This window comes from Pseudomonas sp. CGJS7 (genome assembly GCF_036961695.1).
Genome location: NZ_JBAMDI010000014.1, coordinates 50,930 through 75,278 on the forward strand (window position 1 = coordinate 50,930; position 24,349 = coordinate 75,278).

Genomic DNA, 24,349 nt, shown 5'->3' on the forward strand with positions numbered 1-24,349 from the left:
GCCTGCGCGCCCGCTCGCGCCTTCGAGTCGCAGGCCCTGTCGTGCTTGCCGTGGCGGGTTTGTTCGCCTCTGCCGCATCGGCGCGCGATGGCGCCGACGCGCAGTCCTCACCGGCGATGACGCGTCTGGCCGAGCTCAGCGCGCAACGGGTGTTGTTGGCCGACACCGTCGCGGCGAGCAAACGCGAATCCGGCAAGCCGGTCGAAGACGCGGCGCGCGAACAATCGCAACTCGAACTGCTCGGTGCCCGGGCGACCGCGTTGGGCCTGGCGCGCGAGCAGGCGACGGCGTTCTTCAAGGCGCAGATCGAGGCGAACAAATTGGTGCAGTACCGTTTGCTCGCGCAGCCCTCGCGCAGGCGCGGCGCCGCTCAGGCGGTCGATCTGGACGCGGTGCGCAAACGTCTGGACGGCATCAACGCCGAATTGCTGGACACCTTGGCGCCGGCCTGGTCCGAGGCGCGAGGCGCGGGTTGCACGCTGCGCGCGCAGGAAGCGCAGCAACGGGCCGCGCGGCGGCATCGGCTCGATGAGCTGCATCGGGTCGCGCTGGCGCGCGCGTTCGGCGATTTGTGCCGGATGCCTTGAAGGTCGAAATTCGGGATTCGACGACGGTCCGTCGAATCCCGCTGGCGCGCGCTCATCGAGCCGCACGCCTTCGCTCAGCTTTTTCGAATCCCTGCCGGATTCAAGCCGCCGCGACCGCCTCGATCTCGACCATCCAGCCTTCCTCGTACAGGTCGGCGATGATCACCGTCAGCGCCGGCGTGTGTTCGCCGAGAATTTCGTGGCGGATCTCATAATTGCGCTGGCGCAGCCGGCGCTCGGTGAGATACGTGGTGACCTTGACCAGATTGCTGAAATCCATGCCGGCCTGCTTGAGCTGATTCTCGACATTGGCCCAGGCGCGTCGGCACTGGCTGTCGAAATCCTTGGGCAGCACGCATTTCTCGCACTGGGGCAATTGGCCGCTGATGAACAACAAGCGCTGAAAACCGCTGATCTCGTGCGCTTGTGCATACGAAACTTGGGTGGGCTGGATCGCGTTGCGTTCCATGGTCGCGCCTTCGTGGTTGTGAAACGACAGGGAGCGGGCGGAACCGGCGGACTAGGCCGGCCTCCGCGCGCCGTTTCGATCAATCGATGAACTCCTTCAACGCCTGACCGTACTCCGGATACAGGGCGATGTTGTGATGGTCCGCGCCTTTCAGCTGGACCACGTCCACGCCCTGCGGGCGGGTTTGCAGCGAATGGATCAGACGGCTGGTGTTGGCCGGCGGGATCACGTCGTCGGCGGTCGCGCGCACCACCAGGATCGGGCCGAAATAGCCGCGCAGGTTGGCGATGGAGTCGTAGCGGTCGCGCACCAGCCAACGGGTCGGCAGCCAGCGGTAATGCGCTTGCGCGGTTTCGCTGAGGCTGTCGAACGGCGTCACCAGGGCCAGGCGCTGCACCGGCCGCTTGCCGGCGACATAGCTGGCCACGCCGCTGCCCAGGCTGCGGCCGATCACCGCCACCGGTTGCTGCGGGTGCTCGCGCGCGACCTGATCGAAGATCGCCAGCGCGTCGGCGAACAAGGCCGTTTCCTCGGGCGCGCCGTCGCTGGCGCCGAAGCCGCGGTAGGACAGCAGGTAGATGGTGCGATCGGGGAACCACTGCGCCAGGGTTTCGCGCATGTTCTCGATGCGTTCGGCGTTGCCGCCGAAATAGATCAGGGCTTTCTCGCGTCCGGTGTTCAGGCGCCAACCGCGCAGCACGATGTCGCCGCGCTCGACCGTGTAGTCGGTCATGTCCGAACCCAGGCGGGTGTTTTGCGGGAAGTACATCAACTCGCGTTGCTTGAAATACATCCAGCCGCAGATGCTGAGATATCCGGCGGCGGCCACGCCGGCGATCGCGGCGAGGGAGTGGAGCATGCGGGGGTTGCGTGCCATCGATGCGGGAGCCTTCCTAGCGGAACGTGGGACCCACCGTGGGCGGCCGCAAGCGGCCGCCGGAGCGGTGTGCGATGACTGCGACGATACCCCGCCGCGCCGATGCCCGCCAGCGCGGCGTCGATCGCGCTCGCGCTATCACGCGACTTGCACGGACAATGGCTAGGCTGGCCGAGGCGGCTTGTCCGAAGTCCTGCCGAGCAACCCTGCGTTCGCGCGCGTCGCGACGCATCGCCCTTGCGGAGATCGACGATGTCGCACAAGTTCGCCCTGGTTTTGCCGATTCTGGCCGCGTTGTCCGCGCTGGCCGCGCCGTTCTCCAGCGCGCGCGCCGCCGATGCGTGCCCGGCCTTGCGCGCGCAGGGCGCGGCGGCCGATACCGCGACCCGGGTGGCCGCGGCCGCGTGCCAGGAAAACCTGCAATGGTTCCGGCCCTTCATCGACACCCAGGGCCGGTTGGCCAGCGCCACGCTTAGCGAAGCGGAGACCGCGCGGCTGGAAGACGGCACCACCGAAACCTGGCGCCGCGTCGCCTCGTACTGGCGCGACACCGGCCTGTTGCAGCGCATGAGCGGGTTCGCCGGCGCCGATCAGTGTTTCGATCCCTACGGCAGCGGCTATTCGACGGTGGCGTGCCGCGCGTTCCTGATCGACAACCCGTGGTCGGCGGCGTTCGTGTCCTACGTGATGATGAAGGCCGGCGTGCCGGGCTTCCGGCCGTCGGCCAGCCATTACGACTACGTGCGCGACGCGTACCGCGGACAGGATCAGAGCCCGTTTCTGTACCTGGACCCGGCCAGCTCCGCCGCCGCGCCGGGCGATTTGCTGTGCGCGGTGCGTTCCAGCAATCGGGTCTATGGCTTTCAGGGCCTGATGGCCGCGCTCGACGGCGGCAGCGGCGGGCTCAACATGCATTGCGACATCGTCGTCGCGGTCAATCCCGGCAACGACGGCAAGGCGTATTTGATCGGCGGCAACGTGCAGCAGGGCGCGACGATGCGGTTGATGCCGGTCAACCGCAACAACCAATTCTGGCCGCTGGCGATGCGCAGCGAGACCCAGGTGGAGTGTTCGCCGGATACCGCCTCGGCCTGCGATATGAACAAGCTCGACTGGGCGGTGCTGCTCAAGCTCAAGCCCGAGGCCTCGCTGGCCCAGCTGGCGCCGGCGATTCCGCTGTTCGCGCCGCAGCAGGCGCCGGCGTCGCAGCAGCCGTCGGGCTGCTGCGTGCAGTGCGTGGTCGGCTCGGGCGTGCCGCGCTGCCCGAATCCGAATGCGCCGACGTTGCAGCCGCAGCCGGCGCCGTTGCAGAACTGAGCGGGGCGATCGGCCGAGAACCCGAATCCCCCTCACCACCGTCATTCCGGCGAAAGCCGGAACCCATTTTGACGTTGTTGTTGCGGTTGGGAGTTGCGAGTAAGAGCAAGATCAAAATGGGTTCCGGCTTTCGCCGGAATGACGGTGGGGGCTCAGCCGTGCCGCTTCTGCGCGGCTTCGAACGCGGCCAACTGCTCCGGCGTGGCGTCTTTCTGGAACTGCGCCTTCCATTCGCCGAAAGGCATGCCGTAGACCGCTTCGCGGGCTTCGTCCTTGGTCATGGCGATGCCGCGGCCTTCGGCGGCTTCGCGGTACCAGTCGGCCAGGCAGTTGCGGCAGAAGCCGGCCAGGATCATCAGGTCGATGTTCTGCACGTCGCGGCGCTCGTGCATCAGGTGGGCGAGCAGGCGGCGGAACGCGGCGGCCTCGATGGCGGTGGTTTCGTGGTCCAGCGGGGCGTGTTCGGCGGGCGGGGTGGGGTGGCTCATGGCGGGGCTCGCACTGCGACGGGAAGGGGGAATCGGCGGATCCGCCCGCGACAATGGGCGAATTCGCGCGGAAGAATGGGCGATAATGCGCGGCCCCGACTCTACCGCAGAGCCCTCGACCCCGCATGACGTCCGCATCGCACCCGGCCCGCATCCTCGACGGCAAACGCATCGCCGAAGACCTGCTCGATAACCTCAAGGCTCAGGTCGATGCGCGGGTCGGCTCCGGCCGGTCGCGGCCCGGGCTGGCGGTGGTGCTGGTCGGCAACGATCCGGCCTCCAGCGTCTACGTGCGCAACAAGCGCCGCGCCGCGCAGAAGGTCGGGATCCGCGCGATCGACTACGACTTGCCGGCCGACACCAACGACGAGCAATTGCTGGCCCTGATCGACCGGCTCAACGCCGACCCCGAGGTCCACGGCATCCTGGTGCAGCTGCCGCTGCCGGACCGGCGCGACGCCACCGCGCTGATCCACCGGATCGACCCGCGCAAGGACGTCGACGGCTTCCATCCGGAGAACGTCGGCCACCTGATGCTGCGCCAGTTCGGCCTGCGGCCGTGCACGCCGCGCGGCATCACCACCTTGCTGGGCTACACCGACCGGCCGGTGCGCGGGCAGAGCGCGACCATCGTCGGGGTCAGCAACCACGTCGGCCGGCCGATGGCGCTGGAACTGCTGATCGCCGGCTGCACCGTCACCAGTTGCCATAAATTCACCCCGCCGGCGGTGCTGGAAGCCTCGGTCCGCGGCGCCGACATCCTGGTGGTGGCCGCCGGCCGGCCGGGCCTGATTCCGGGCGAATGGGTCAAGCCGGGCTCGGTGGTGATCGATGTGGGGATCAACCGCCTCGACGACGGCCGCCTGGTCGGCGATATCGGCTTCGAAGCCGCCGCCCAGCGCGCCAGCTGGATTACCCCGGTGCCGGGCGGGGTGGGGCCGATGACGGTAGCTACGTTGATGCAGAACACGCTGGAAGCGGCTGAGGCGTCGGATCGGGGCTGAGTCGGGTCGGGGCCGGGACGCATCGCCCCGTTTTTGCTCGTTGTTCCCGCGAATTTTTGCTCGTCATTCCCGCGAAGGCGGGAATCCAGAGCCTTTAGCGCCATCCCTCCAGTCCGTCATTCCCGCGAACGCGGGAATCCAGTGACTTCAAGGGTTCTCGCACGAAAGGCCCTGGATTCCCGCGTTCGCGGGAATGACGAGCGAAAAAGCGGTGCGACTCGCCGCGGCCGCAGCCACAGAGTCACGGCCGCCACAGCTGCAACCGGCACCAGCACCGGCAACCGCCGACCCGCCACAACAGCGTCAGCGGCCCCAGCGGCTCCAGCCCCACCCAAAGCCCGGCTTAATAGCCCCGGCCCAGCCGCAAACAGAACGCCCCTTTCCGCCCACAAAACCAGCGCCGGACCCCCGGTTCGGGTTAGAATGGCGCGCTTCATCCTCCCGGGCCCGCCCATGCTGCGCATCCAGGCTGAAGCGCTTACTTACGACGATGTCTCTCTCGTCCCCGCGCATTCGAATGTCCTGCCTAAGGACGTAAACCTCTCCACCCGCCTGACCCGCGACCTGTCGATCCGTCTGCCGATTCTGTCGGCGGCGATGGACACCGTCAGCGAAGCCCGCCTCGCGATCGCGTTGGCACAGCTCGGCGGCATCAGCATCCTGCACAAGAACATGAGCCTGGAAGCCCAGGCCGCGCAGGTCGCCAAGGTCAAGAAATTCGAGGCCGGGGTGATCCGCGAACCGTTCACGGTGGGGCCGGAAACCACCATCGGCGAAGTGCTCAAGCTGACCCGCGCGCGCAACATCTCCGGCGTGCCGGTGGTCGACGGCGGTCAGCTGGTCGGCATCGTCACCAGCCGCGACATGCGCTTTGAAACCAAGCTCGACGATCCGGTCCGCCACATCATGACCAAGCGCGACCGCCTGGTGACGGTGCGCGAAGGCGCCGGCGACGACGAAGTGCTGCAGTTGCTGCACAAGCACCGGATCGAAAAAGTCCTGGTGGTCAACGACGGCTTCGAGCTGCGCGGTCTGATCACGGTCAAGGACATCCAGAAGAAATCCGACAACCCCAACGCCGCCAAGGACAGCGCCGAGCGCTTGCTGGTGGGCGCGGCGGTCGGCGTCGGCGGCGATACCGAGGCGCGCGTGGAAGCGCTGGCCGCGGCCGGCGTGGACGTGATCGTGGTCGATACCGCCCACGGCCATTCGCAGGGCGTGCTCGACCGGGTCCGCTGGGTCAAGAAGAACTTCCCGCAGTTGCAGGTGATCGGCGGCAACATCGTCACCGGCGATGCGGCGTTGGCATTGATGGATCACGGTGCGGACGCGGTCAAGGTCGGCGTGGGTCCGGGTTCGATCTGCACCACCCGCGTGGTCGCCGGCGTCGGCGTGCCGCAGGTGACCGCGGTGGCGATGGTCGCCGAAGCGTTGCAGGACCGCATCCCGCTGATCGCCGACGGCGGCATCCGCTACTCCGGCGATATCGGCAAGGCGCTGGTCGCCGGCGCGTCGACGGTGATGGTCGGCGGCTTGTTCGCCGGCACCGAGGAAGCGCCGGGCGAAATCGAACTGTTCCAGGGCCGCAGCTACAAGAGCTACCGCGGCATGGGCAGCCTGGGCGCGATGGAGCAGGGCTCCAAGGACCGCTATTTCCAGGATGCCTCCGACGCCGACAAGCTGGTGCCCGAAGGCATCGAAGGCCGAGTGCCGTACCGCGGCTCGCTCGGTGGCGTGGTCCACCAGCTCGCCGGCGGCCTGCGCGCGACCATGGGTTACGTCGGCTGCGCGACCATCGAGGACATGCGCAAGAAGCCCAGCTTCGTGCGCATCACCAACGCCGGCGCGCGCGAGAGCCACGTGCACGATGTGCAGATCACCAAGGAACCGCCGAACTATCGGGCCGGTTGATCGTGATCCAAGAAGGGAAACGCAGGTTTCCCTTCTTCGTTTTTGAACTCCCTGTTTTAGAGCTGCGGAAATTCCATGACCGACATCCATAGCGACAAGATCCTGATCCTCGACTTCGGCGCGCAGTACACCCAACTGATCGCGCGGCGCATCCGCGAGCTCGGCGTCTACTGCGAAATCTGGGCCTGGGACCACGATCCGGCCGAAATCGCCGCCTACGGCGCCAAGGGCATCATCCTCTCGGGCGGCCCGGAGTCGACCACCGAGGAAGGCTCGCCGCGCGCGCCGCAGCAAGTGTTCGATTCGGGCCTGCCGATTCTTGGCATCTGCTACGGCATGCAGACCATGGCTGTGCAGTTGGGCGGCGCCACCGAAGCGGCCGATCAGCGCGAATTCGGCCACGCCGAAGTGTCGCTGGTCGCGCAGGACCGTTTGTTCGACGGGCTCAAGGATCACCCGGGTTCGCCGCCGCGTCTGGACGTGTGGATGAGCCACGGCGACCACGTCGCCAAAGCGCCGGAAGGTTTCGTCGTCACCGCCAAGACCGACCGCATCCCGGTCGCCGCCTTCGCCGACGACGCGCGCCGCTGGTACGGCGTGCAGTTCCATCCCGAAGTCACCCACACCAAGCAGGGCCAGACCTTGCTGCGCCGGTTCGTGGTCGACATCTGCGGCTGCCAGACCCTGTGGACCGCCGCGCACATCATCGAAGACCAGATCGCGCGCGTGCGCGAGCAGGTCGGCAGCGACGAGGTCATCCTCGGCCTGTCCGGCGGCGTGGATTCCTCGGTGGTCGCCGCGCTCCTGCACAAGGCCATCGGCGAGCAGCTGACCTGCGTGTTCGTCGACACCGGCCTGCTGCGCTACAACGAAGGCGACCAGGTGATGGCGATGTTCGCCGAGCACATGGGCGTGAAGGTGGTGCGGGTCAACGCCGCCGACCGTTACTTCGAAAAGCTCGCCGGCGTCAGCGATCCGGAAGCCAAGCGCAAGATCATCGGCAATCTGTTCGTCGAGATCTTCGACGAAGAATCGCAGAAGCTCGCCAACGCCAAGTGGCTGGCCCAGGGCACCATCTACCCCGACGTGATCGAGTCCGCCGGCAGCAAGACCGGCAAGGCCCACGTCATCAAGAGCCACCACAACGTCGGCGGCCTGCCCGAGCACATGAAGCTCGGCCTGGTCGAGCCGCTGCGCGAGTTGTTCAAGGACGAAGTGCGGCGCCTGGGCGTCGAACTCGGCCTGCCGCGCGAGATGGTCTACCGCCATCCGTTCCCGGGCCCGGGCCTGGGCGTGCGCATCCTCGGCGAGGTCAAGCGCGAATACGCCGACCTGCTGGCCAAGGCCGACCACATCTACATCGACGAACTGCGCAAGGCCGGCCTGTACGACAAGACCAGCCAGGCCTTCGCGGTGTTCCTGCCGGTCAAATCGGTCGGCGTGGTCGGCGACGCGCGCGCTTACGAATGGGTCATCGCGCTGCGCGCGGTGGAGACCATCGACTTCATGACCGCGCATTGGGCGCACTTGCCGTACGACTTCCTCGGCACCGTGTCCAATCGCATCATCAATGAGCTGCGCGGTGTGTCGCGGGTGGTCTACGACATCAGCGGCAAGCCGCCGGCGACGATCGAGTGGGAGTGAGCTAGCTCCCCGCGAGGTCCGTGTCTGCGAAACGCCGCCTTAGTGCGGCGTTTCGCGTTTCTGCGCCGGCCGCATCGGGCCCGCGAGCGGCTAGCGCAAGCGGATCAGTCCGGCGTCGGTCGGGACGAAGCCGCAGGCGTCGAAGTAGAACCCGCGCAGGTCGGGTTCGAAATCTACGTGCAGCCACTCGCATCCCGTTTGCTTGGCATTGCGCACGGCTTCTTCGATCAGCCGGGTGGCGAACCCCCGGCGTTGCGCGTGCTTGGCCACCATCGTGTCGAGCACGAACGCGTGCACGCCGCCGTCCCAGGCGACGTTGACGAATCCCAGCAAACGGCTTCGCTCGCGCAAGCACACCCATCCCAGGCTGTAGCGGTTGACCTGGGTCCACCAGTCGTCGGCGCAGGGGCGGTGGTCGAAGCACTGCGCGTGCAGCGCATTGACTTCGCCGTTGTCGAAATCGCCGCGCCATTGGAAGGTGAGTTCGGTGTCGGTCATCGATCGCTCCGGTTTCGCCCATCGTCGCGCCGCCAATAACGTTCCCGCAAGCCTCTCAGCCGCCGGCCTTCGCGCCGGCGACGTAAATCCGCCGTAGATCAGGCCACGACGGAACGCGCGGGATTAAATGCGTCGACCCCGATTTCGCCGACTCACCGATTCGCCGCTGATGCCGAAAAGACACCGCAAGCAACCCGATTGCCCGATCGGCCAGCGCTCTAATTGCCGCAGACGGCACGGCGCCAGCGGCCGGGGACAGGCATCCCATTCCGGCGGCGCGCGGAAAGGCCCGAGCGAGGCAAGCGGCGCGTGGCGTTGTTTATCGGCGATACCAGCGACCGCTCGCGGGCCAAACGTGCGCTCCATCGACGCAGCACAACCGGAGAGCAGGCAAATGCGTGTGGCAGAAAAAGTTCTATCGATCGACGATTTCCGCAGCCTGGGCGCGTTCGAGATCTACAAGCCCGCGGCGGTGGCGGCGTTCGCGGTATCGCGCGAGGCGCGCGAGAGCGAGTTGGACGAAAGCATCGCCTGCGATCTGACCTTCAAACTGGGCGATCTGTTCGCCTCCAAGACCAAGTTCCTGCGGCTGCTGTGGCTGGCGCGGCAGCCGGGGGTGCTGCCGTCGGCGCTGATGCATCGCTACGCCATCGACATCGCCAAGCGCGCTTGCGAGCGTTTGCATGGCGAAGAAGGCTTCGCCGATATCCGGGTCAGCGCGGCGCTGTCGGCGCAGCAGGCCTTCATCGTCGGCGAGAGCCATGCGCGCGCGGTCGAGCCGCTGCGGCAGGCGGTGCGGCAGGCGGCCGCCGATCACTCCACCCACGGCAGCCCGCGCGCCGCCGACGCCTGCGCCATCGTCTATGCCGCGCTGGATGAAGACGCGCACGAAGCCGGCGCCGAGGCCGCGTCCTCGTACCTGGAACTGTTCCCCAAGGACCACGCCTGGGTGCGCGCGCATCTGCTGGAACTGGTGCGCGGCTGGTGATTCCGCCCGCGACGGGCGCCTGACGACTATCGCGGCGAGGCCCGGCTCCCGAGCGGGAACCGATCGGCTCGCGCGCGCGACACACAGAGGAAAGACCATGGCAATCGACATGATGGGCGATGCACCGGTCGGTGCGATCGTGCCGTTTTTCGGCGAAGTGCCCGCATCGGTGAACGAAGCGGGTTGGTTGGTGTGCAGCGGGCAGGTCTTGTCCCGCAAGGAGTGGCCCGATCTGTTCGAAGCGATCGGCCATGCGTTCGGCTACAAGTCGCAGCAAGACGATTTCTGCCTGCCCGATCTGCGCGGGGTATTTCTGCGCACGCTCGATGCCGGCGCCGGCAACGACAAGAACGCCAAGGACCGCACGCCGTCCGGACCCAACGGCAGCGGCAACGGCGGCGACAAGATCGGCAGCTTCCAGCGCGACGCCACCCGCACCCCGCGCGCGGGCTCGTTCTCGATCCAGGGCGCGTTCAACGCCGACTACAACACCACCCACGACGGCTGCGACGGCGACAGCCGCATCCGCTACAAGAGTTCTTCGCAAACCGTCGATTACGGCGGCGGCGACGCGGAGAGCCGGCCGGTCAACATCAACGGCATTTACCTGATCAAGGCCAAGCCCAACGACCGCAGCCGCCCCGCGGTCGGCCAGGTTCCGGTCGGCGCGGCGATGAGCTTGCCGTTCAAGCCGGGCCCGGACACGCCGGTCGACGATTTCTGGCGTTATTGCGAAGGCCAGACCTTCATCTCGGCGCAGGGCAGCACGTTCTACGAACTGTTCGAAATGCTCCAGTTCGGCAATGGCGGCGAATCGGGCGCGACCCCGCGTTTCGCCATTCCGGATTTGCGCGGCGTGTTCGTGCGCGGACTTGCGGCCGGACGCGACGGCGCTCAGTTCGATCCGGACCGCGGCAAACGCGAGACCCCGCGCCCGAACCTGAGCAAGCAAGGCAACGCCGGCGACAAGGTCGGTTCCTATCAGGGCTGGGCCACGGCGATGCCGCGCAAGAACGCGTTCTCCGCGTCCATTCCTTCCTATCCGTACGACAAAACCTCCAAGTACCAGGCCGGTTTGGCCACCGCCGCGGCGTTCGGCAGCGACAAGACCTTCGACGTGACCGGCGGCGATGCCGAAACCCGGCCGATCTCGATGGCGATGCGCTGGTACATCCGCTTCATGGCCTCGGGCACGCAGCCCACTCCGGGCGAGGAGTTGCCGCTGGGCGCGGTGATCGCGGCGGGCACCGAGGGCGGTTCGCTGGCGAAATGGCGGCCGTGCCATGGGCAGATTCTGCAGATTCGCGACTATGAGGCCTTGTTCAAGATCATCGGCACCCAGTTCGGCGGCGACGGCAAAGAGAACTTCCAATTGCCCGATCTGCGCGGCTATTTCCTGCGCGGTGTGGGCGAGGAGGGCGCCAGTTATCCGCGTCCGCGCGGCGAGCCGGACAAGACCGCGGGCGCCAAGCAGGTGGACGCCACCGCCAAGCCCAACAACAAGTTCACCGTCACCCTCAAGAACTGGCCGGGCGGCTCGACCCACAACGTCATCAACTACGGCACCGGCACGCGCCTGCTCAAGGTCGTCGGCGATCCGTCGGTGAAATCGCCCGACGGCGACGACGAAACCCGTCCCATCAACGTGTACGTGCAGCACCTGATCAAGGTTCTGTACTGATCCGGCGCAGCCGCCTCGCCAGCGCGGGGCAGCGGCCGCGAACGCCATCCACGAACGTCTTGCGAGGACCAGGCAATGATTCGCTATATCCATCCGACCGCGACCCGGCATCAGGGGCGCGGCGTGCTGCTGGCCGAAAAAATCGAAAGCGACAGCCAGGGCGCCGTCGAACGGCGCAGTCTGGTCTACAACATCCTGGCCTTGAATCCGGACGTGACCGACGACGGATTGGGTTGGCAGGGGTTTGCGATGTTGCCGGCGGATGAGCAGCGCCAGACCAGTTTGTCGGGTTTCAGCGTGTTGCGCGTGCTCGATGTCGATGAATCGTTCGGCGCCGCGCAGGTGGTCTCGGATGAGACCCATTTGTATATCTTCCGGCCGGACCGGCATGCCTTGTTGGTCGAGCGTTTTTTGTTGGTCGAGCGGCCTGACCCGAATGCGCGCGATGGTCGCGGCCTGGCCTTGGTCGCCGACTGGGAAGTGCGTTTCCGCCGCAGCGGCAGCCCGGACTTGCCCAAGTCGCCGACCGATGTGTCGGGTTACAAGAACCCCGACGGCACGCCGTTCCTGGATCCACGCCGTTATCTGTCGCTGTCTTCGGGCGTGGCCGGCAGCGAACTGGATCTGTCGCTGGGCTTCAGCGCGATGCTGCTGCCGACCGCGGAACCGGGACGGCTGCAATGGCGGTTGTTCGCCCGCAACGGCGGCGGCGATCGCTTGTACAGCTACGCGGTGCCGCGCCTGAGCGACGGCTGGTTCGATCTGGATGCGGCCACGCTGGACGAACAGGGCCGGGTGTTGCCGCTCAATTCGCTGATGCCGGTGCTGGAAACCCAGGAGGGAAACAAGCCGCTGGCATTCACCGGCCAACCCGCGGCGACGCTGTACCAGCGCCTGGAACCGATGGCCAGCGCGGTCGGCGGTTCGGTGCAGATGCGCACCGCCAATCGGATCCTGCTGGCGTGTCCGGCGTCGCTGCGGGCGTCGGAGTCCGACTCCGGCGCGGATGCGGAGGACGCGCGCTTGTCGACCTTCGATTTCGAAGTCGACAGCAGCGGTGGCGTGGCTTACGACGGGCAGTTCGATCAAGCCATCGAGGTCGGCGAGACCGGGCCGGATTCGCTCAGCGTCGAATTCGGTCTGCCCTCGTACGCGTCCATCGATAACGGCGTGGCCGGCAGCGCGCAGTTCAGCCTGCAGTTGTGGCTCAATCCGCAGCGCGGACCGGTCGGCGCCGAGGAAGCGGGCCAACCGCGTTCGATCCTTTCGCAAAGCGGCGACGCCGCGCCCGAGCAGCGCGGGCTGACGCTCGACATCGTCGAACAGTTCCGCATCCGCCTGCGTTATGGCACCGGCGCCGAAGCGGTCTCGGCGGTGACCCGCGGCAATGTGCTCAGCTACGGCAGCTGGAGCAACATCAGCGTGGTCGGCGACGGCAAGCGCCTGGCGATCTACCTCAACGGCAACGAAGTCGCGGTCGATACCGTCGGCACGCCGGCCGCGGCGCCGGTCGGCAAGATCGATCTGATCGGCGCGGCGCAGGGCGGATTCCTGGGCCAGATCACCGAAACCCGGATCTGGTCGCGCGCGCTCAGCGCGGCCGAGATCCAGGCCAACATCTTCGAGCCCTTGAGCGAACAAAAACCGGTCGAGGGCGTGCTGGCGTATTGGCCGATGGACGGCGGCACCGGCACCTCGATCGCCGACGCCAGCGGCAACGGCCACGACGCGGCGATGCACGGCGCGGTCTGGAGCGAGGGCACCGCGCCGATGGCGCGCAAGCTGCATCCGATCAATCAGATCGACGCCGGCAACCGCGGCTTGTCGGCGGGCTGGCTGAAGCCGTCGCAGGTGTATCCGCAGTTCGGCCCGGTGCAGGCCGATTCGCGTCCGCACGCTTTGGCTACCGGCGACGGCCCGATCCATCTGTACTTCTCGGGCCTGCAGCGGCGTTTTTGCGTGGCGCGGATGTCGGCGCAGGCGCAGCGCGCGTTCTTCACCGGCAGTTGGAGCGCGCGCAAGGGCGACGGCAGCGTCGCCGAGAACGGCCGGATGGTGTTCATCACCCGGCAGACCGGCGCTTACAACAGCTTTACCCAGATCGCCATCGCCGCCGGCGCATCGGCCTTGAGTTGCGATGTATCCATCGACGGGCCCGGCGACAGTGCGCCCAACGCTTCGGCGCTGCTGCGGCGTTTCGCCCGCGCGAAATCGACCGTGAAGGAAACATGGAGCGGCGTGCCGCGCCGGTTGGGGTATTTCGAACCCATCCTCAACGGCCGTGCGGTCAGCGATCCCAACGATCCGCGCATCGCCGCCGGCACCGCGGTGTTCTACGACTACGCCGGTCAGCGCGCGCAGGCGTTGCTGGAGTTGAGCCCGGAAGCCGGGTTGGCCGGTTTGCGCTTCGTCAGCGCGTTGCCGCGCGATTTCGCCCTGAGCGAACTGCGGGGCACGGCCGACGGCGGCGAGGTTGCGTTGCACCTGCAATTCAAGGGCGCCGGCGATGCGCCGATCCGGGTGCGCTTGGGTTCGGTGCCGCGCGCGCCGGAGGCGATCGTAGACTTGCTGCGCGGCCGCGCCGCGGAGGCGGCATACGCCGGCAATGAGGCCTCGACCAGCGCCTGGGCCTTGCCCAGCGGCGGCACCCATCTGTTCGTGCTCGCGCCGCGCGTCGATAACGGCGTGCCGGTGGTGCGCGGCGCGGTGTTCCGGCTCAGCGCCGGCAGCGATTCGAGCAAGGCCGAATTCAGCGCCGAACTGCAACTGCAGGGCCAACCTGCGCTTAAGGCGACTTGGTCCGATGTTCCGCGCCGCGGCCCCGAGTTCATCAAAGCATTGCGTGCCGGCACCGCGCCGGAGCAGAAGCTGGTGTTGGCCGAACTGGAGTTCCTCGACCAGACCCAGGGCGACTCGTTGAACGCCGACAACGTGATCGTCGATGCCCAGGCCAATCTGCGTTACGCGACCGCGTTGCTGGCGGTGGTGCGCGAAGGCGCCGGCGGCGATCTGCCGAACGAGTTCGACCTGCGCTGCGGCACGCTGCAAGGCGTGGCCGGGCCGGTGGTGGCGCCGGAAGCCAGCGTGGCTTCGGCCTTGGTGTCGGTGCAAGCCTTGAGCTTGCCGCAGATGGGATATCCGGCGGCGGTGTCGTTGGGCGGCACCGGCGACGGCGCAATCGTGTTGGCCACGCCCGGACGCGACGGCGGCTGGCTGCGCGATCCGCCGCGTTACGCCCAGTCCTTCGACGGCAAGGGCGCGTTGAGCGTGGATCTGGCCAAACTGGCCCCGGCCGCGGACGTTTACGACGTGCCCGGCGCGGTCACCATCGAGGCCTGGGTGTTGCCGGACGAATCGCAGCGGGCCAAGACCCGCGACAGCGAAACCCTGCAGAGCATGCTGCATTACTCCTCCACCCAGCGCGGCTTGTCCTACAGCCTGGGCTATGTGCCGGTGGAAACGCCGCGTTTCTTCGAGCAAGTGCAGTTCTCGCTGACCGACCTGGCGGTTCCGGCGACGCGGCCGGCGGAGAAGCTGGTGCGCGATCAGAAGTACACCGTGCAGATGTATCTGCGTCCGGTGTTGCTGTCGGTCGGCACCGGCTGGTTCTGGCAACGGCAGGCGCCCGACGGCAGCGGCGACGCCGAACGGCTGTCGATCCGCATTCCCGCCGCACAGGGCGACGATGCGGATGCCGCGCCCGCCAACTGGCGGGTGGTGTTCAGCGCCGGCGCGCATGAGCTGGAATCCACCCGCGCGCTCGAAGGCAACCGCTGGACCTTGGTGAGCCTGGTGCGCGACGGCCGTTCGGTGCGGCTGTACGTCGACGGCGAGTTGGCGGCGCAGCACGACGACATCGCCCAGCCGGCGATGGCCAGCAACCGTTACACCGTCGCCAATCCGGCCAACAACGCGTTCTTCGAGTTCGAACCCAACGAGTTCGCCGCCTGGAACCAGACCCGCAGCGCGCAGGAAATCCGCGCCGGCTATCTGCGCCCGTTGACCGGCGCCGAGCCGGGCTTGGCGGCGTTGTATCCCTTGTCGCGGCCGGAAGCCAACTACCAACTCACCAACCGCGCGCGCTGGACCACCACGATCTACAACACCAAGTTCGCCGGCAAACCGTTCTTCACCAAGACCGGTCTGTTCTTCGATCTGGTCGCCAGCTACGGCGGCCGCGCCAGCACCACGCTGACGCCGGCGCTGGCGCCGCATCGCTGGCTGCACGTGGCCGCGGTGCTCGACCGCCGCGGCGCGTTGAATCTGCGCAACCGCGCCAGCGCGGCGGCCAGCGGCAACCGGGAAGTGGAGTTGAGCAACAGCTTCTCGGTCGACGCGCGCATCCGGGTGTCGGCGCTGGAGAAATCGCGGCAAGTGATCGTCGGCCGTTTCGATGCGGCGGCGAACGCGCAGGTCTATGAGTTGGGCGTGCGCCAGGACGGACGCGCGTATGCCACGGTGCGGCTGCGGCCGTTGGCGGGCGGACGCTTGTCCAGTCCCGATCAGGGGCTGGTGACGCTGCTCGCCGATCAGATCGTCGACGCGCAGGCGCCGCATCACATCGCCGCGTCGCTGTCGCTGGTGACGGTCAACGACAGCGTCAGCCGGCGCGAGGTCACCGCGCTGGCCGGCGACGTGTTCGTCGACGGCGTCGGCAACGAGCGGATTCTCGCGCCGGTCGACGCCGATCTGGGCCTGTACCGTTTCGTCCGGGTGATCGGCGGCACCGGCTCGGGTTATTACCGCAGCGGCGACTGGGTGGTTATCGAGGCGATCGAGTCCACCCGTTTCACCCGCTGGTACGGGCCGATCGGCGATCTGGAGGGATTCAAGCCCGGCGATCGCAAGGTCAGTTTCCGCATGCCGCAGGGCGACAAGTTCACCGATCGCACGATCGCCGCCGATGCGTTCATCGACGCGGTCGAATTCGCCCGCGCCTCCACCCCGACCCGGGTCGGCGTGTCCGGCCGCGGCGCCAGCGCCGACGGCCATTTCGGCGGACAGATTTCGGACGTGCGGGTGTGGAACGAGAGTCTCAGCGCCGAGCAGGTGGCCGAACTGGCGGCGCAGCCGGGCGCGTCGCCGTTCGACGACAAGCTGGTGTCGTGGTGGTCGTTTTCCGAACAATCCGGCCGTCTGGCCAAGGATCGGGTCGGCAGCAACGATCTCACTTTGACCTCTAGCATGTCCTGGACCTGGTTCGACGGCGCCAGCGTGTCGTTCTATCTCGACGGGCAGGCGCTGCCGACGGTCGGATTGAAAACGCCCGCGTACACCGACACGCCGCGGCAGATGCGGATCGGCGGTCTGGCCAATCGCGACGGCAACTTCGCCGCCGGATTGCTCGGCAAGCTCGACGAGTTGCGGCTGTGGCGCGGGCCGCGCACGCGCGAACAGATTCTGATCAACATGTCGCGCTACCAGACCGGCGCGGAGCCGGGGCTGGCGGGTTACTGGCGTTTCGACACCGGCTCGGGCCGGATCGTCGCCGACCGCACCGTCCATCGCGGCGACGGTCTGTACTTCAACGACCAGGGGCAGTCGGCGCCGATCGCCTGGAGCGCCTCCTCGGCGCCGGTCGGTTTCGACGCGCCGATCGTCAACGATGTGCTCGACACCCGCGACAGCCCCGAAGCGGTCGAGCTGGGGGCGCTGCCGGCTTCTGTCGCGGTGTTCGAGTACGGCGACACCTTGCGGCTGGCCGACGGCAGCGCGCAGGGCGTGCTCAAGCGCAGCTACATCTTCGACGGGATCAGCGGTCTGGACGATTACACCGGGTACAAGGTCGGCGATCTGGAGCGCATCTACATCGGCCAGGTGCAGACCGACCCGACCGTGGTCGGCTTCATCGAAGGCGCGCCGCCGTTGCCCAGCGAAAACCTCACCCGGCCGTTGACCGGGCCCTCGGACGTGGACACGTACAACGGCATCTCCGCGGTCACCTTGACCGATGAGCAAAGCCAGACCGTCGCGCTCGCCGCGAGCAACGACGTCTCCAACAAGACCCAGTTCAAGCTCAGCGTCGGCGGCGCCGGCACGGCGGAAAAGGACGAAGTCATCGGCATTCCGCCGATCCAGACCGCGGTCAAGACGGTCCAGTTCCAGCTCAAACTCGGCGTGCAGGTCAGCGGTTCGTTCGAGACCAGCACCGGGGTGGAGCGCGGCGTGAGCAGCGGCGCGCAGCGCAGCATCACCCAGCGTCTGGCCAACGGCGGGCAGTGGGAAGGCAAGAATCCGGAAGGCGGTTATTTCCTGGAGAGCGGCGAGCGCCGTTTCGTTCCCGGCAATGTCGGCTCGGCCTTGGTGAAATCGCAGGTCGCCGATCTGTATGCGCTGCGGGTGCCGTCCACCGGCGCGCTGGTGTCGATGTCGGCCGAAGCCAATCCGGAGATTCCGCTCGACATCAACATCATCCGCTTTCCGATCGACCCGTCGTACCAACTCGCCGGTTCGCTCGACGGCCAGATCGGTCTGCAGAAGGCGCCGGGCACCGAGCGCAGCTATTACAAACCGCGCGAGGCCTACACCTTGAAGCGCGAGGTCGAGCGTCAGCGACAACGACAGGTGGCGTTCTACGAACAGACCGATCTGCAGGCGCAGTTGGATCTGGGCGCCGACCTCGGCGCCGCGGCGGCGCGCAATCCGGCCTTCAACGCCGATCTGACCGCGCCGGTGCGCGACATGGTCAACACCTACGTCTGGTCCGCCGACGGCGGCACCTATGCCGAAAGCGAGGGCTTCAGCACCGAGTTGACCGAGAGCTTCAGCGTCGGACGTTCGGTGGAAATCGGCGTGGGTTTCAACTTCAGCGTGTTCTTCACCTTGTTCGGCGGCGGCGTGTCGATCGACGGCGAACTCGGCAGCACCTTGACCACCGGCTTCAGCGCGACCAAATCGCTGAGCCGCGAGCGGGCGTTGAAGCTGGAGGTGGAAGCCGAGCCCGATCCGTTGCCGTTCCGCTACGACGAGGACGACAAGCTGGTCGAAGAGGCGGTGCCGGGCAAGGTCGACGGCTATCGCTTCATGAGCTTCTTCCTGGCCAATCGCAGCGAGCATGCGGCGAGCTTGTTCGATCAGGTGATCGATCAGCATTGGCTGTACAGCTCGCAAGACCCCAACGCGGCCGCGCTGCGCCAGGCCCGCGCCCGTCGCCAGGGCACCGCGCCTTGGCGGGTGTTGCACCGGGTGACCTACGTCAGCCGGATTCCGCCGCGGTTCCAGGCGGTGCCGCCGTTGAGCGATCGCGGCGCCGAGCCGGAAGCGCCCAATCAAGCGCAAAACGCGGTGTTTCTGAGCTTGGTGCGGGCCAAGCTGCCCGCGCGCGGCGCCTCGGCGGCGGAGATTTCCGCCGCCGTGCAAGCGGTGCTCGACAGCGATACCGAGGCCTTGCTGCCGTGGTGGGCGCAGTTCCGCCAGGCGGCGCGGATCGCCAATTCGCCGCAGCAAAAGCAGTTGGCTCAGATCACCGGCGACGCCATCGCCTATGCGATCTCGGTGATCGGCGCGGCGGCCTGAGCGCGGCCGGGCCGGGTCCGATGCGTCCGTGGCGATGCATCGGACCTGGCGCGCATCGCCGCGCGGTTGTGTGATTGCAGACCCGTTCCGGCGTGCCATCGCGAGCTAGGGTTCGCTACACCCGCCGCGCGGCAGATCGCCGCGGTCACGGCCGCACAAGGATGTCGCAAGGGATGGATCGCGCTCATCGCAGCCGGACTCCGCAGGCCGCCGCTTCGCCGGCCGGACGCGGCGGTGCGCCGGCGGCTTGCCGCGATTCCCGCTCGCGCCGTCGCCGCTGCGGCGATCCGCCGGTCCGGCACGGCGAACCCAACCTTCCCGAACGATGCGCGCCCAACCCGCGCGCATCGCGACGGATCGCGGCCGCGGACGGAGCCGCGGTCCTTCGCGTCGGGCGGCCTTCGTCGCCGGCGTCCGAGACGGCCGGGACAGGACGGTCCCGACGGTCCCACCATCCTTGGAGAGGACGATGAACAAGAAGCCACGTATCAAGCTGCTGATGGCCTGCTGTGCGTTCGCGATCGGTGTCGGCGTCAGTCTTACCGCGTTCGCGCGGCCGTGCTGCAGCAGCTGCGATCCGGACGATCCGGATTCGCGGTGTTGGGCCATTTGCACCCCGGGCTGCTGAGCCCAGGCAGGCGGGAAGGGGGCCTCGGCCTGCTTCCCGCGCGCCGCCCGGCGTCGCCGATGGCGATCCGGGCGGCGCGCAGTAACCCCGGCGCAATGCCGCGGGTGGCGGGCGATCCCGCGATGTCGGCATTGGTTGTTCGCGCTGCTGCGCCGGGTCCGCGCAAGGTTGGCGCGGTGCCGCGCGTGCGCCGGTGAGAGGCTGGCCGGTCGCGGCCATTTAGGACAAAAACAGGCCGCAATGCGGCGTAGTCTGATCCGCGTCGCCCCGCTGGCCGATGGGGCCGCCGCGGTCTCGCGCCTCGCTTCGGCAAGGCCATGCGATGGGCCGCATTCGCGCCGATCCGCCGCCGATGTCGAATTCGGCGCGGCTGGATCGTCGTGTCAGGCGAGTCGGGATGAATGCGTCGCACGCACGCCCGGCTTGGCATCGAGTCCGATCAGGAGAAACAGCATGTCCCGATATCTGCCGATCGCCGCGGCGCTGTTGGCGTTGCCGCACTTGTTGGCGGCCGCCTCGCGCAACGACGTTGCCGCGCGCATGAGCCGGCCGCAGTTGGTGTGCGAGCGAATGCAGGGCGCTTGTGTCGCCCGATACGATGAAGCGACGCGTGCGCGCCGGCCCGGCGAGCGTGCGGGCGTGGCGGCGACGCGTCGTTACTTGCAGCCCTGAGGCTGGAGGTCCCGGGTTAGGAGCTGCGCGAGCTGCGACCGCGAAAATCGAACGACCGCGTCATCCCAAACCAACGCCGTTACTCGATTTTCGCGGTCGCAGCTTGCGCAGCTCCTACAGGGGGTTTTGCGGCCACGCTTTCAGCGCGGTGCGCAGCACTTCGCGCAATTGCGCTGGCGTCGCGCCGTCGCGGGCCTGGATCGACAGGCCTTGCACCACCGTCGACAGGAACTTCGCCAGTTCGGCCGCGTCGGTATCGCCGGCTACGTCGCCTTCGCGTTGGCCGCGTTCGATCCGGGCGCGGAAGCCGGCTTCGATCGAGGCCCGGTGCGCGGCCAGTTCCTCGCGCAAATGCGCCGCCTGGCCCAGGCCGCCGACTTCGGCGGCGACCAACATGCAACCGGCGCGCGATTCGCACGCGCCGAAGCCTTCGGCGATATCGGCGAACAAGCGTTCGAACGATTCGCGCGCGCCGGCTCCGTCGGCGTTCAACGCCGCGCCATGCCGCTGGCGGAACTGCTGCAGATAGCGCTGCATCGATTCGCGGAACAGCTGCTCTTTGCTGCCGAACGCCGAGTACAGACTCGGCGGGGCGATGCCCATCGCCGCGGTCAGATCGCTCAGCGAGGTGGCTTCATAGCCCTGGCGCCAGAACAACAGCATCGCCGTTTCCAGCGCCGCCTCGCGGTCGAACGCGCGCGGCCGGCCGCGCGGGCGGGCCGGCTTTTTCGCCGACGCGGCATCGCCGTCGGCGGGTTGCGGAACTGCAACGCCTATTTCCATAGCGATCGATAATAAATTCATTGACCGCCCCCGGGCAAGCGCTCAGACTCGCCTGCGGCCTCGGCTGTGTCGGTGTTCGACGCGAGCGCCGCTTTCGCTGTTTCCCGCCACGAAAACAGGAATCCCCATGAGCCTGACGCTCTACGACATCTCCGTTCCGGCCTTCACCCGCGGCCTGGACACGCTGTCCCATCTGCTCGACAAGGGCGCCGCCCATGCCGATGAACACGGCATCGAGCATTCGGTGCTGATCGGCGGGCGGCTGGCGCCCGACATGTACACCCTGATCGGCCAGGTGCAGTCGGCCAGCGACGCGGCCAAGTTCGGTGCGGCGCGGTTGGCGGGGATCGCGCCGCCGAGTTTCGCCGATACCGAAACCACCCTGGACGAGTTGCGCGCGCGCATCGGCAAGACCCGCGATTTCCTCGATACCGTCGCTCCGGACAGCATGAACGGGCAGGAGGATCGGGAAATCGTCATCCGTCCGGGCGGGCGCGAGTTGAAGTTCGCCGCGCGCGATTACATCCGCGGCTTCGTCTTGCCCAACTTCTATTTCCACCTCACCACCGCCTACGGAATCCTGCGCCACCAGGGCGTGCCGCTGGGCAAGATGGACTTCCTGCGCGGCGCCGCCTGAGCGGGGCCGCGTCCGTCGCGCGCGCCGGGATAGCCTAGAATGGGCCTCGGCGTAGCGCGCGATCGCGCACGCGCGCAGCGTCGGATCAAGACGCCGCCGCGACGCCAGGACCTGGATCTTTCCCTAGTGACGTATCCGCCCGACATCGACGAACGCTGGATGCGCCACGCGCTCGCCCTGGCCGAGCGCGCCGAGCGCGACTACGACGAAATCCCGGTCGGCGCGGTGCTGGTGTCGGCCGCCGGCGAGGTGCTCGGCGAAGGCTGGAACCGCAACATCGGCGATTTCGATCCCAGCGCCCACGCCGAGATCGTCGCCTTGCGCGAAGGCGGCCAACGCATCGGCAATCACCGTTTGCTCGGCACCACCTTGTACGTGACCTTGGAGCCGTGCGCGATGTGCGCGATGGCGATGGTGCACGCGCGGGTCGCGCGGGTGGTGTACGGCGCCGGCGATCCCAAGACCGGCGCGGCCGGCAGCGTGTTCGATCTGCTCGCCGACCCGCGCCACAACCATCGGGTGGCGGTGCAGGGCGGGGTGCTCGGCGAAGAAGCCGGCGCGAGGTTGACCGCGTACTTCCGCCGCAAGCGCGGCAAGCCGGCCTGAGCCGGCCGCCACGGCGGCGCTTCAGCGCACCGCGGCGACCGCCGCGCGCGCTTCCTCGCTGAAGCGTTGCGCTTCCTGCTGCGAATACAACTGCCCGGCGAGTTGGGCGATCGCGCGCTGCGGATCGCCGCCGGTGGCATCGAAGGCTTCCTGACACAGCAGCCCGGCGATCGGGCCGAGATAGTTCAGCGCCACTTGTTCCAAGGCCTGACGCACGCGCGGATTGACCACCACTTCCGGCGGCGCTGTGCCGTCGGCGGCCGGCGCGGGCGCCGACGGCGCGGCGTATTGCTGCCCGCCCAGATCCTGCTCGAACCCGCCCAGCAGCCATTCCACCGACGACTCGCTCAGCGGCGCGCGCCCGGCCGGCAGCGCGGAGATGCCGCTGCTTTCAAAGCGCATCTTGACCGAGGACACCATCGACAGGCGTTGCACCGCTTCTTCGTTGCGCAGCATCCGGTACACCACTTCCTGCACCTGCCCGCTGTGCAGGCGGACGATGCAGGAGTGATTGTCTTCGGTGACCAGGTAAGCGAAGCCGGAGGAGCGCTTCTGCGCCAGCGTCTTGAGCTCGCGCAGCACCTGCACCAGCGGTCGGAACTCATTGCTCATGCCGGGCTCCCTGAGTCCTTAGATCGGCGTGCGAAGAGACGGCGGTCAGCGCGAGAGCTTGGCCAACCGCTCCATCGCCACCCGCACGCTGTAGGACAGACGCGAAATGGCGCGGGCCAGCTTGCCGATTTCGTCCTTGAGCTCGGTCTCGTCGATGGTGTGGCCCCATTTGCCGACGCTGAGTTCTTCGGCGACGGTGGTCAGGTGCTGGATCGGCTTGAGCACGCGGCTCCAGATCAGGCCCCACTGCAGGCCCAGGATCAGCACGCACACCAGCAGGCCGATGCCGCCGATCCACAGCGACTGGCGCCAGATCGCCTTGTTGACGTCGCTCTTGGGATAGGCCGCGACCAGGCTGAAGCCCCAGTTCGGCACCTCCTGACGGTTCACCACCCAGTCGCCCGGGTTTTCGGCGGCGATGCGCGTGATCTCGCCCGGATCGGTGGTGGCGCCCACCTTGGAGTGAAAGCGCAGCTTGTCCTTGCTGTCGAACACCGCGATGAAGCCCGAGTCGAGCACCTGGCTGGCGTCGACGACTTCCGACAGCACCTTCAGGTCGGTCTTGTAGCCGACGTACCACACGCCGATCGGGCGCAGGCTGTCGTTGTCGGTGAAGATCGGCTCGTAGCCGGTGACGTAAGGCGTGCCGAGAATGTCGACCACGCCGTAGAAGTTCTCGCCCTTGCGCATGTGCGGGATCACCTGGCCGAGCGGATCGAGCTGGGTGCCGATCGCGCGGCTGCCGTCGTCCTTGCGCACGTTGGTGGCCACGCGCACGAAGTCTTCGCCGTCGCGGGCGAACAAGGTGGCGGTGCCTTCGGCGATGCTGGTCACGCCGTCGACCAGGGCGAAGTTGTTGGCCTGCGACACGCCGCCGAGGACCAGATCGTTGGTGGTGCGGCCGCCGACGGTGACGCGCCCGCCCAGGTTGGCCGAGCCGTAGCGGCGGCCTTCGCTGCGCAACAGGCGCATGGCGTCGTGGGTGCGGTCGAGCATGATCGAGCGGGTGACCCCGAACAGACTCTGCAGCGCCAGGGTGCGGCGTTCGATCGACTGGGCCGCGTCCTCGCGCACGTGGCGCGCCTGCAGCACCGCCAGCACGATGGTCAGCGCGACCACCGACACCAGCACCAGCGCCAATACGGGCAGCAGCAGGCGCACCCGCAACGAGTGAAGAAACATCGGATTATTCCCCTGAAGCGCGTTGATGAATGAGTGCGATCCGAACCGCGGCTAAGCGGATCCGCGGACGATGCGCCTGAGCGCCCGGAGCGTGATGCGCGCAACTACCGCCCGACGGCAGCGGTAAGGTAGCGGCATCGATTTTTGTTGTGCAATGCGACCTTAGCTCGCATCGACGGTACCGCGTCGGCGTTATGGAAGCGGGCCTGCGCTGGTGCGGTGCGATGGCGGGGCGGTTGCGGTGGGTCGC

The 24,349-nt window shown here is 67.6% G+C and carries 19 protein-coding genes; 12 read left to right on the plus strand and 7 right to left on the minus strand.

The features are described from left to right. The first annotated feature begins 41 nt into the window (after positions 1-41). Positions 42-587, plus strand: coding sequence for a gamma subclass chorismate mutase AroQ (gene aroQ, locus V7787_RS11305; protein ID WP_336088148.1), 546 nt, complete (start codon positions 42-44; stop codon positions 585-587). A gap of 100 nt (positions 588-687) precedes the next feature. On the opposite strand, the gene V7787_RS11310 is transcribed toward aroQ, so the two are convergent. Together V7787_RS11310 and V7787_RS11315 are read right to left on the minus strand one after the other, a co-directional pair. Beyond that, positions 688-1,056, minus strand: a complete 369-nt coding sequence (locus V7787_RS11310) for a RidA family protein (protein WP_336088150.1) — start codon at positions 1,054-1,056, stop codon at positions 688-690. Positions 1,057-1,135: 79 nt separating this feature from the next. Continuing rightward, positions 1,136-1,915 carry an alpha/beta hydrolase gene (locus V7787_RS11315; protein WP_336088152.1) on the minus strand — a complete coding sequence of 260 codons (780 nt, stop codon included), beginning with the start codon at positions 1,913-1,915 and terminating at the stop codon, positions 1,136-1,138. A gap of 270 nt (positions 1,916-2,185) precedes the next feature. On the opposite strand from V7787_RS11315, the gene V7787_RS11320 reads away from it, so the two are divergent. Then, on the plus strand, positions 2,186-3,250 hold the full coding sequence (locus V7787_RS11320; RefSeq protein ID WP_336088154.1) for a DUF2272 domain-containing protein: 1,065 nt from the start codon (positions 2,186-2,188) through the stop codon (positions 3,248-3,250). Between the two features lie 152 nt (positions 3,251-3,402). Here the strand turns inward: V7787_RS11320 and V7787_RS11325 are convergent, their stop codons facing one another. Further along, on the minus strand, positions 3,403-3,738 hold the full coding sequence (locus V7787_RS11325) for a DUF1244 domain-containing protein (RefSeq protein ID WP_336088156.1): 336 nt from the start codon (positions 3,736-3,738) through the stop codon (positions 3,403-3,405). Between the two features lie 125 nt (positions 3,739-3,863). Between V7787_RS11325 and folD the strand changes: the two genes are divergently transcribed. The 3 genes from folD to guaA all read left to right on the plus strand — a co-directional run bounded on the left by folD (position 3,864) and on the right by guaA (position 8,297). Beyond that, on the plus strand, positions 3,864-4,742 hold the full coding sequence (gene folD, locus V7787_RS11330) for a bifunctional methylenetetrahydrofolate dehydrogenase/methenyltetrahydrofolate cyclohydrolase FolD (RefSeq protein WP_336088158.1): 879 nt from the start codon (positions 3,864-3,866) through the stop codon (positions 4,740-4,742). A gap of 453 nt (positions 4,743-5,195) precedes the next feature. Further along, entirely contained in the window at positions 5,196-6,653 is a 1,458-nt protein-coding gene (gene guaB / locus V7787_RS11335; protein WP_336088160.1) for an IMP dehydrogenase, read from the plus strand. Between the two features lie 75 nt (positions 6,654-6,728). Further along, positions 6,729-8,297: a glutamine-hydrolyzing GMP synthase gene (gene guaA, locus V7787_RS11340; protein WP_336088163.1), complete on the plus strand. Its 1,569-nt coding sequence runs from the start codon at positions 6,729-6,731 to the stop codon at positions 8,295-8,297. Between the two features lie 90 nt (positions 8,298-8,387). Here guaA and V7787_RS11345 read toward each other — a convergent pair whose 3' ends face one another. After that, positions 8,388-8,795 (minus strand): GNAT family N-acetyltransferase, encoded by a 408-nt coding sequence (locus V7787_RS11345; RefSeq protein WP_336088165.1) that lies wholly within the window; start codon positions 8,793-8,795, stop codon positions 8,388-8,390. Positions 8,796-9,189: 394 nt separating this feature from the next. Between V7787_RS11345 and V7787_RS11350 the strand changes: the two genes are divergently transcribed. From V7787_RS11350 to V7787_RS11370, 5 genes are all read left to right on the plus strand, one after another. Next, entirely contained in the window at positions 9,190-9,783 is a 594-nt protein-coding gene (locus V7787_RS11350; protein WP_336088168.1) for a hypothetical protein, read from the plus strand. A 97-nt stretch (positions 9,784-9,880) separates the two neighbouring features. Then, positions 9,881-11,464, plus strand: coding sequence for a tail fiber protein (locus tag V7787_RS11355; RefSeq protein ID WP_336088170.1), 1,584 nt, complete (start codon positions 9,881-9,883; stop codon positions 11,462-11,464). Between the two features lie 75 nt (positions 11,465-11,539). Then, positions 11,540-18,979 carry a LamG domain-containing protein gene (locus tag V7787_RS11360; RefSeq protein WP_336088173.1) on the plus strand — a complete coding sequence of 2,480 codons (7,440 nt, stop codon included), beginning with the start codon at positions 11,540-11,542 and terminating at the stop codon, positions 18,977-18,979. A gap of 469 nt (positions 18,980-19,448) precedes the next feature. Next, positions 19,449-19,607, plus strand: a complete 159-nt coding sequence (locus V7787_RS11365; RefSeq protein WP_336088176.1) for a hypothetical protein — start codon at positions 19,449-19,451, stop codon at positions 19,605-19,607. A gap of 453 nt (positions 19,608-20,060) precedes the next feature. Continuing rightward, positions 20,061-20,279 (plus strand): hypothetical protein, encoded by a 219-nt coding sequence (locus tag V7787_RS11370; RefSeq protein WP_336088178.1) that lies wholly within the window; start codon positions 20,061-20,063, stop codon positions 20,277-20,279. A gap of 114 nt (positions 20,280-20,393) precedes the next feature. Here V7787_RS11370 and V7787_RS11375 read toward each other — a convergent pair whose 3' ends face one another. Beyond that, the gene (locus V7787_RS11375; protein ID WP_336088181.1) at positions 20,394-21,083 is read right to left on the minus strand and encodes a TetR/AcrR family transcriptional regulator; all 690 of its coding nucleotides are present in this window, start codon (positions 21,081-21,083) and stop codon (positions 20,394-20,396) included. A 106-nt stretch (positions 21,084-21,189) separates the two neighbouring features. Here V7787_RS11375 and V7787_RS11380 point away from each other — a divergent pair, with 106 nt between their 5' ends. Both V7787_RS11380 and tadA read left to right on the plus strand, forming a co-directional pair. After that, entirely contained in the window at positions 21,190-21,699 is a 510-nt protein-coding gene (locus tag V7787_RS11380; RefSeq protein WP_336088184.1) for a DUF1993 domain-containing protein, read from the plus strand. Between the two features lie 126 nt (positions 21,700-21,825). Continuing rightward, a complete protein-coding gene (gene tadA, locus V7787_RS11385; protein ID WP_336088186.1) occupies positions 21,826-22,305 on the plus strand; it encodes a tRNA adenosine(34) deaminase TadA in 480 nt (159 codons plus the stop codon). Between the two features lie 21 nt (positions 22,306-22,326). Here the strand turns inward: tadA and V7787_RS11390 are convergent, their stop codons facing one another. Both V7787_RS11390 and V7787_RS11395 read right to left on the minus strand, forming a co-directional pair. Then, complete coding sequence (locus V7787_RS11390; protein WP_336088188.1) at positions 22,327-22,917, minus strand: hypothetical protein; 591 nt, start codon at positions 22,915-22,917, stop codon at positions 22,327-22,329. A gap of 45 nt (positions 22,918-22,962) precedes the next feature. Continuing rightward, entirely contained in the window at positions 22,963-24,099 is a 1,137-nt protein-coding gene (locus tag V7787_RS11395; protein WP_336088190.1) for a Cache 3/Cache 2 fusion domain-containing protein, read from the minus strand. Positions 24,100-24,349 lie beyond the last annotated feature (250 nt).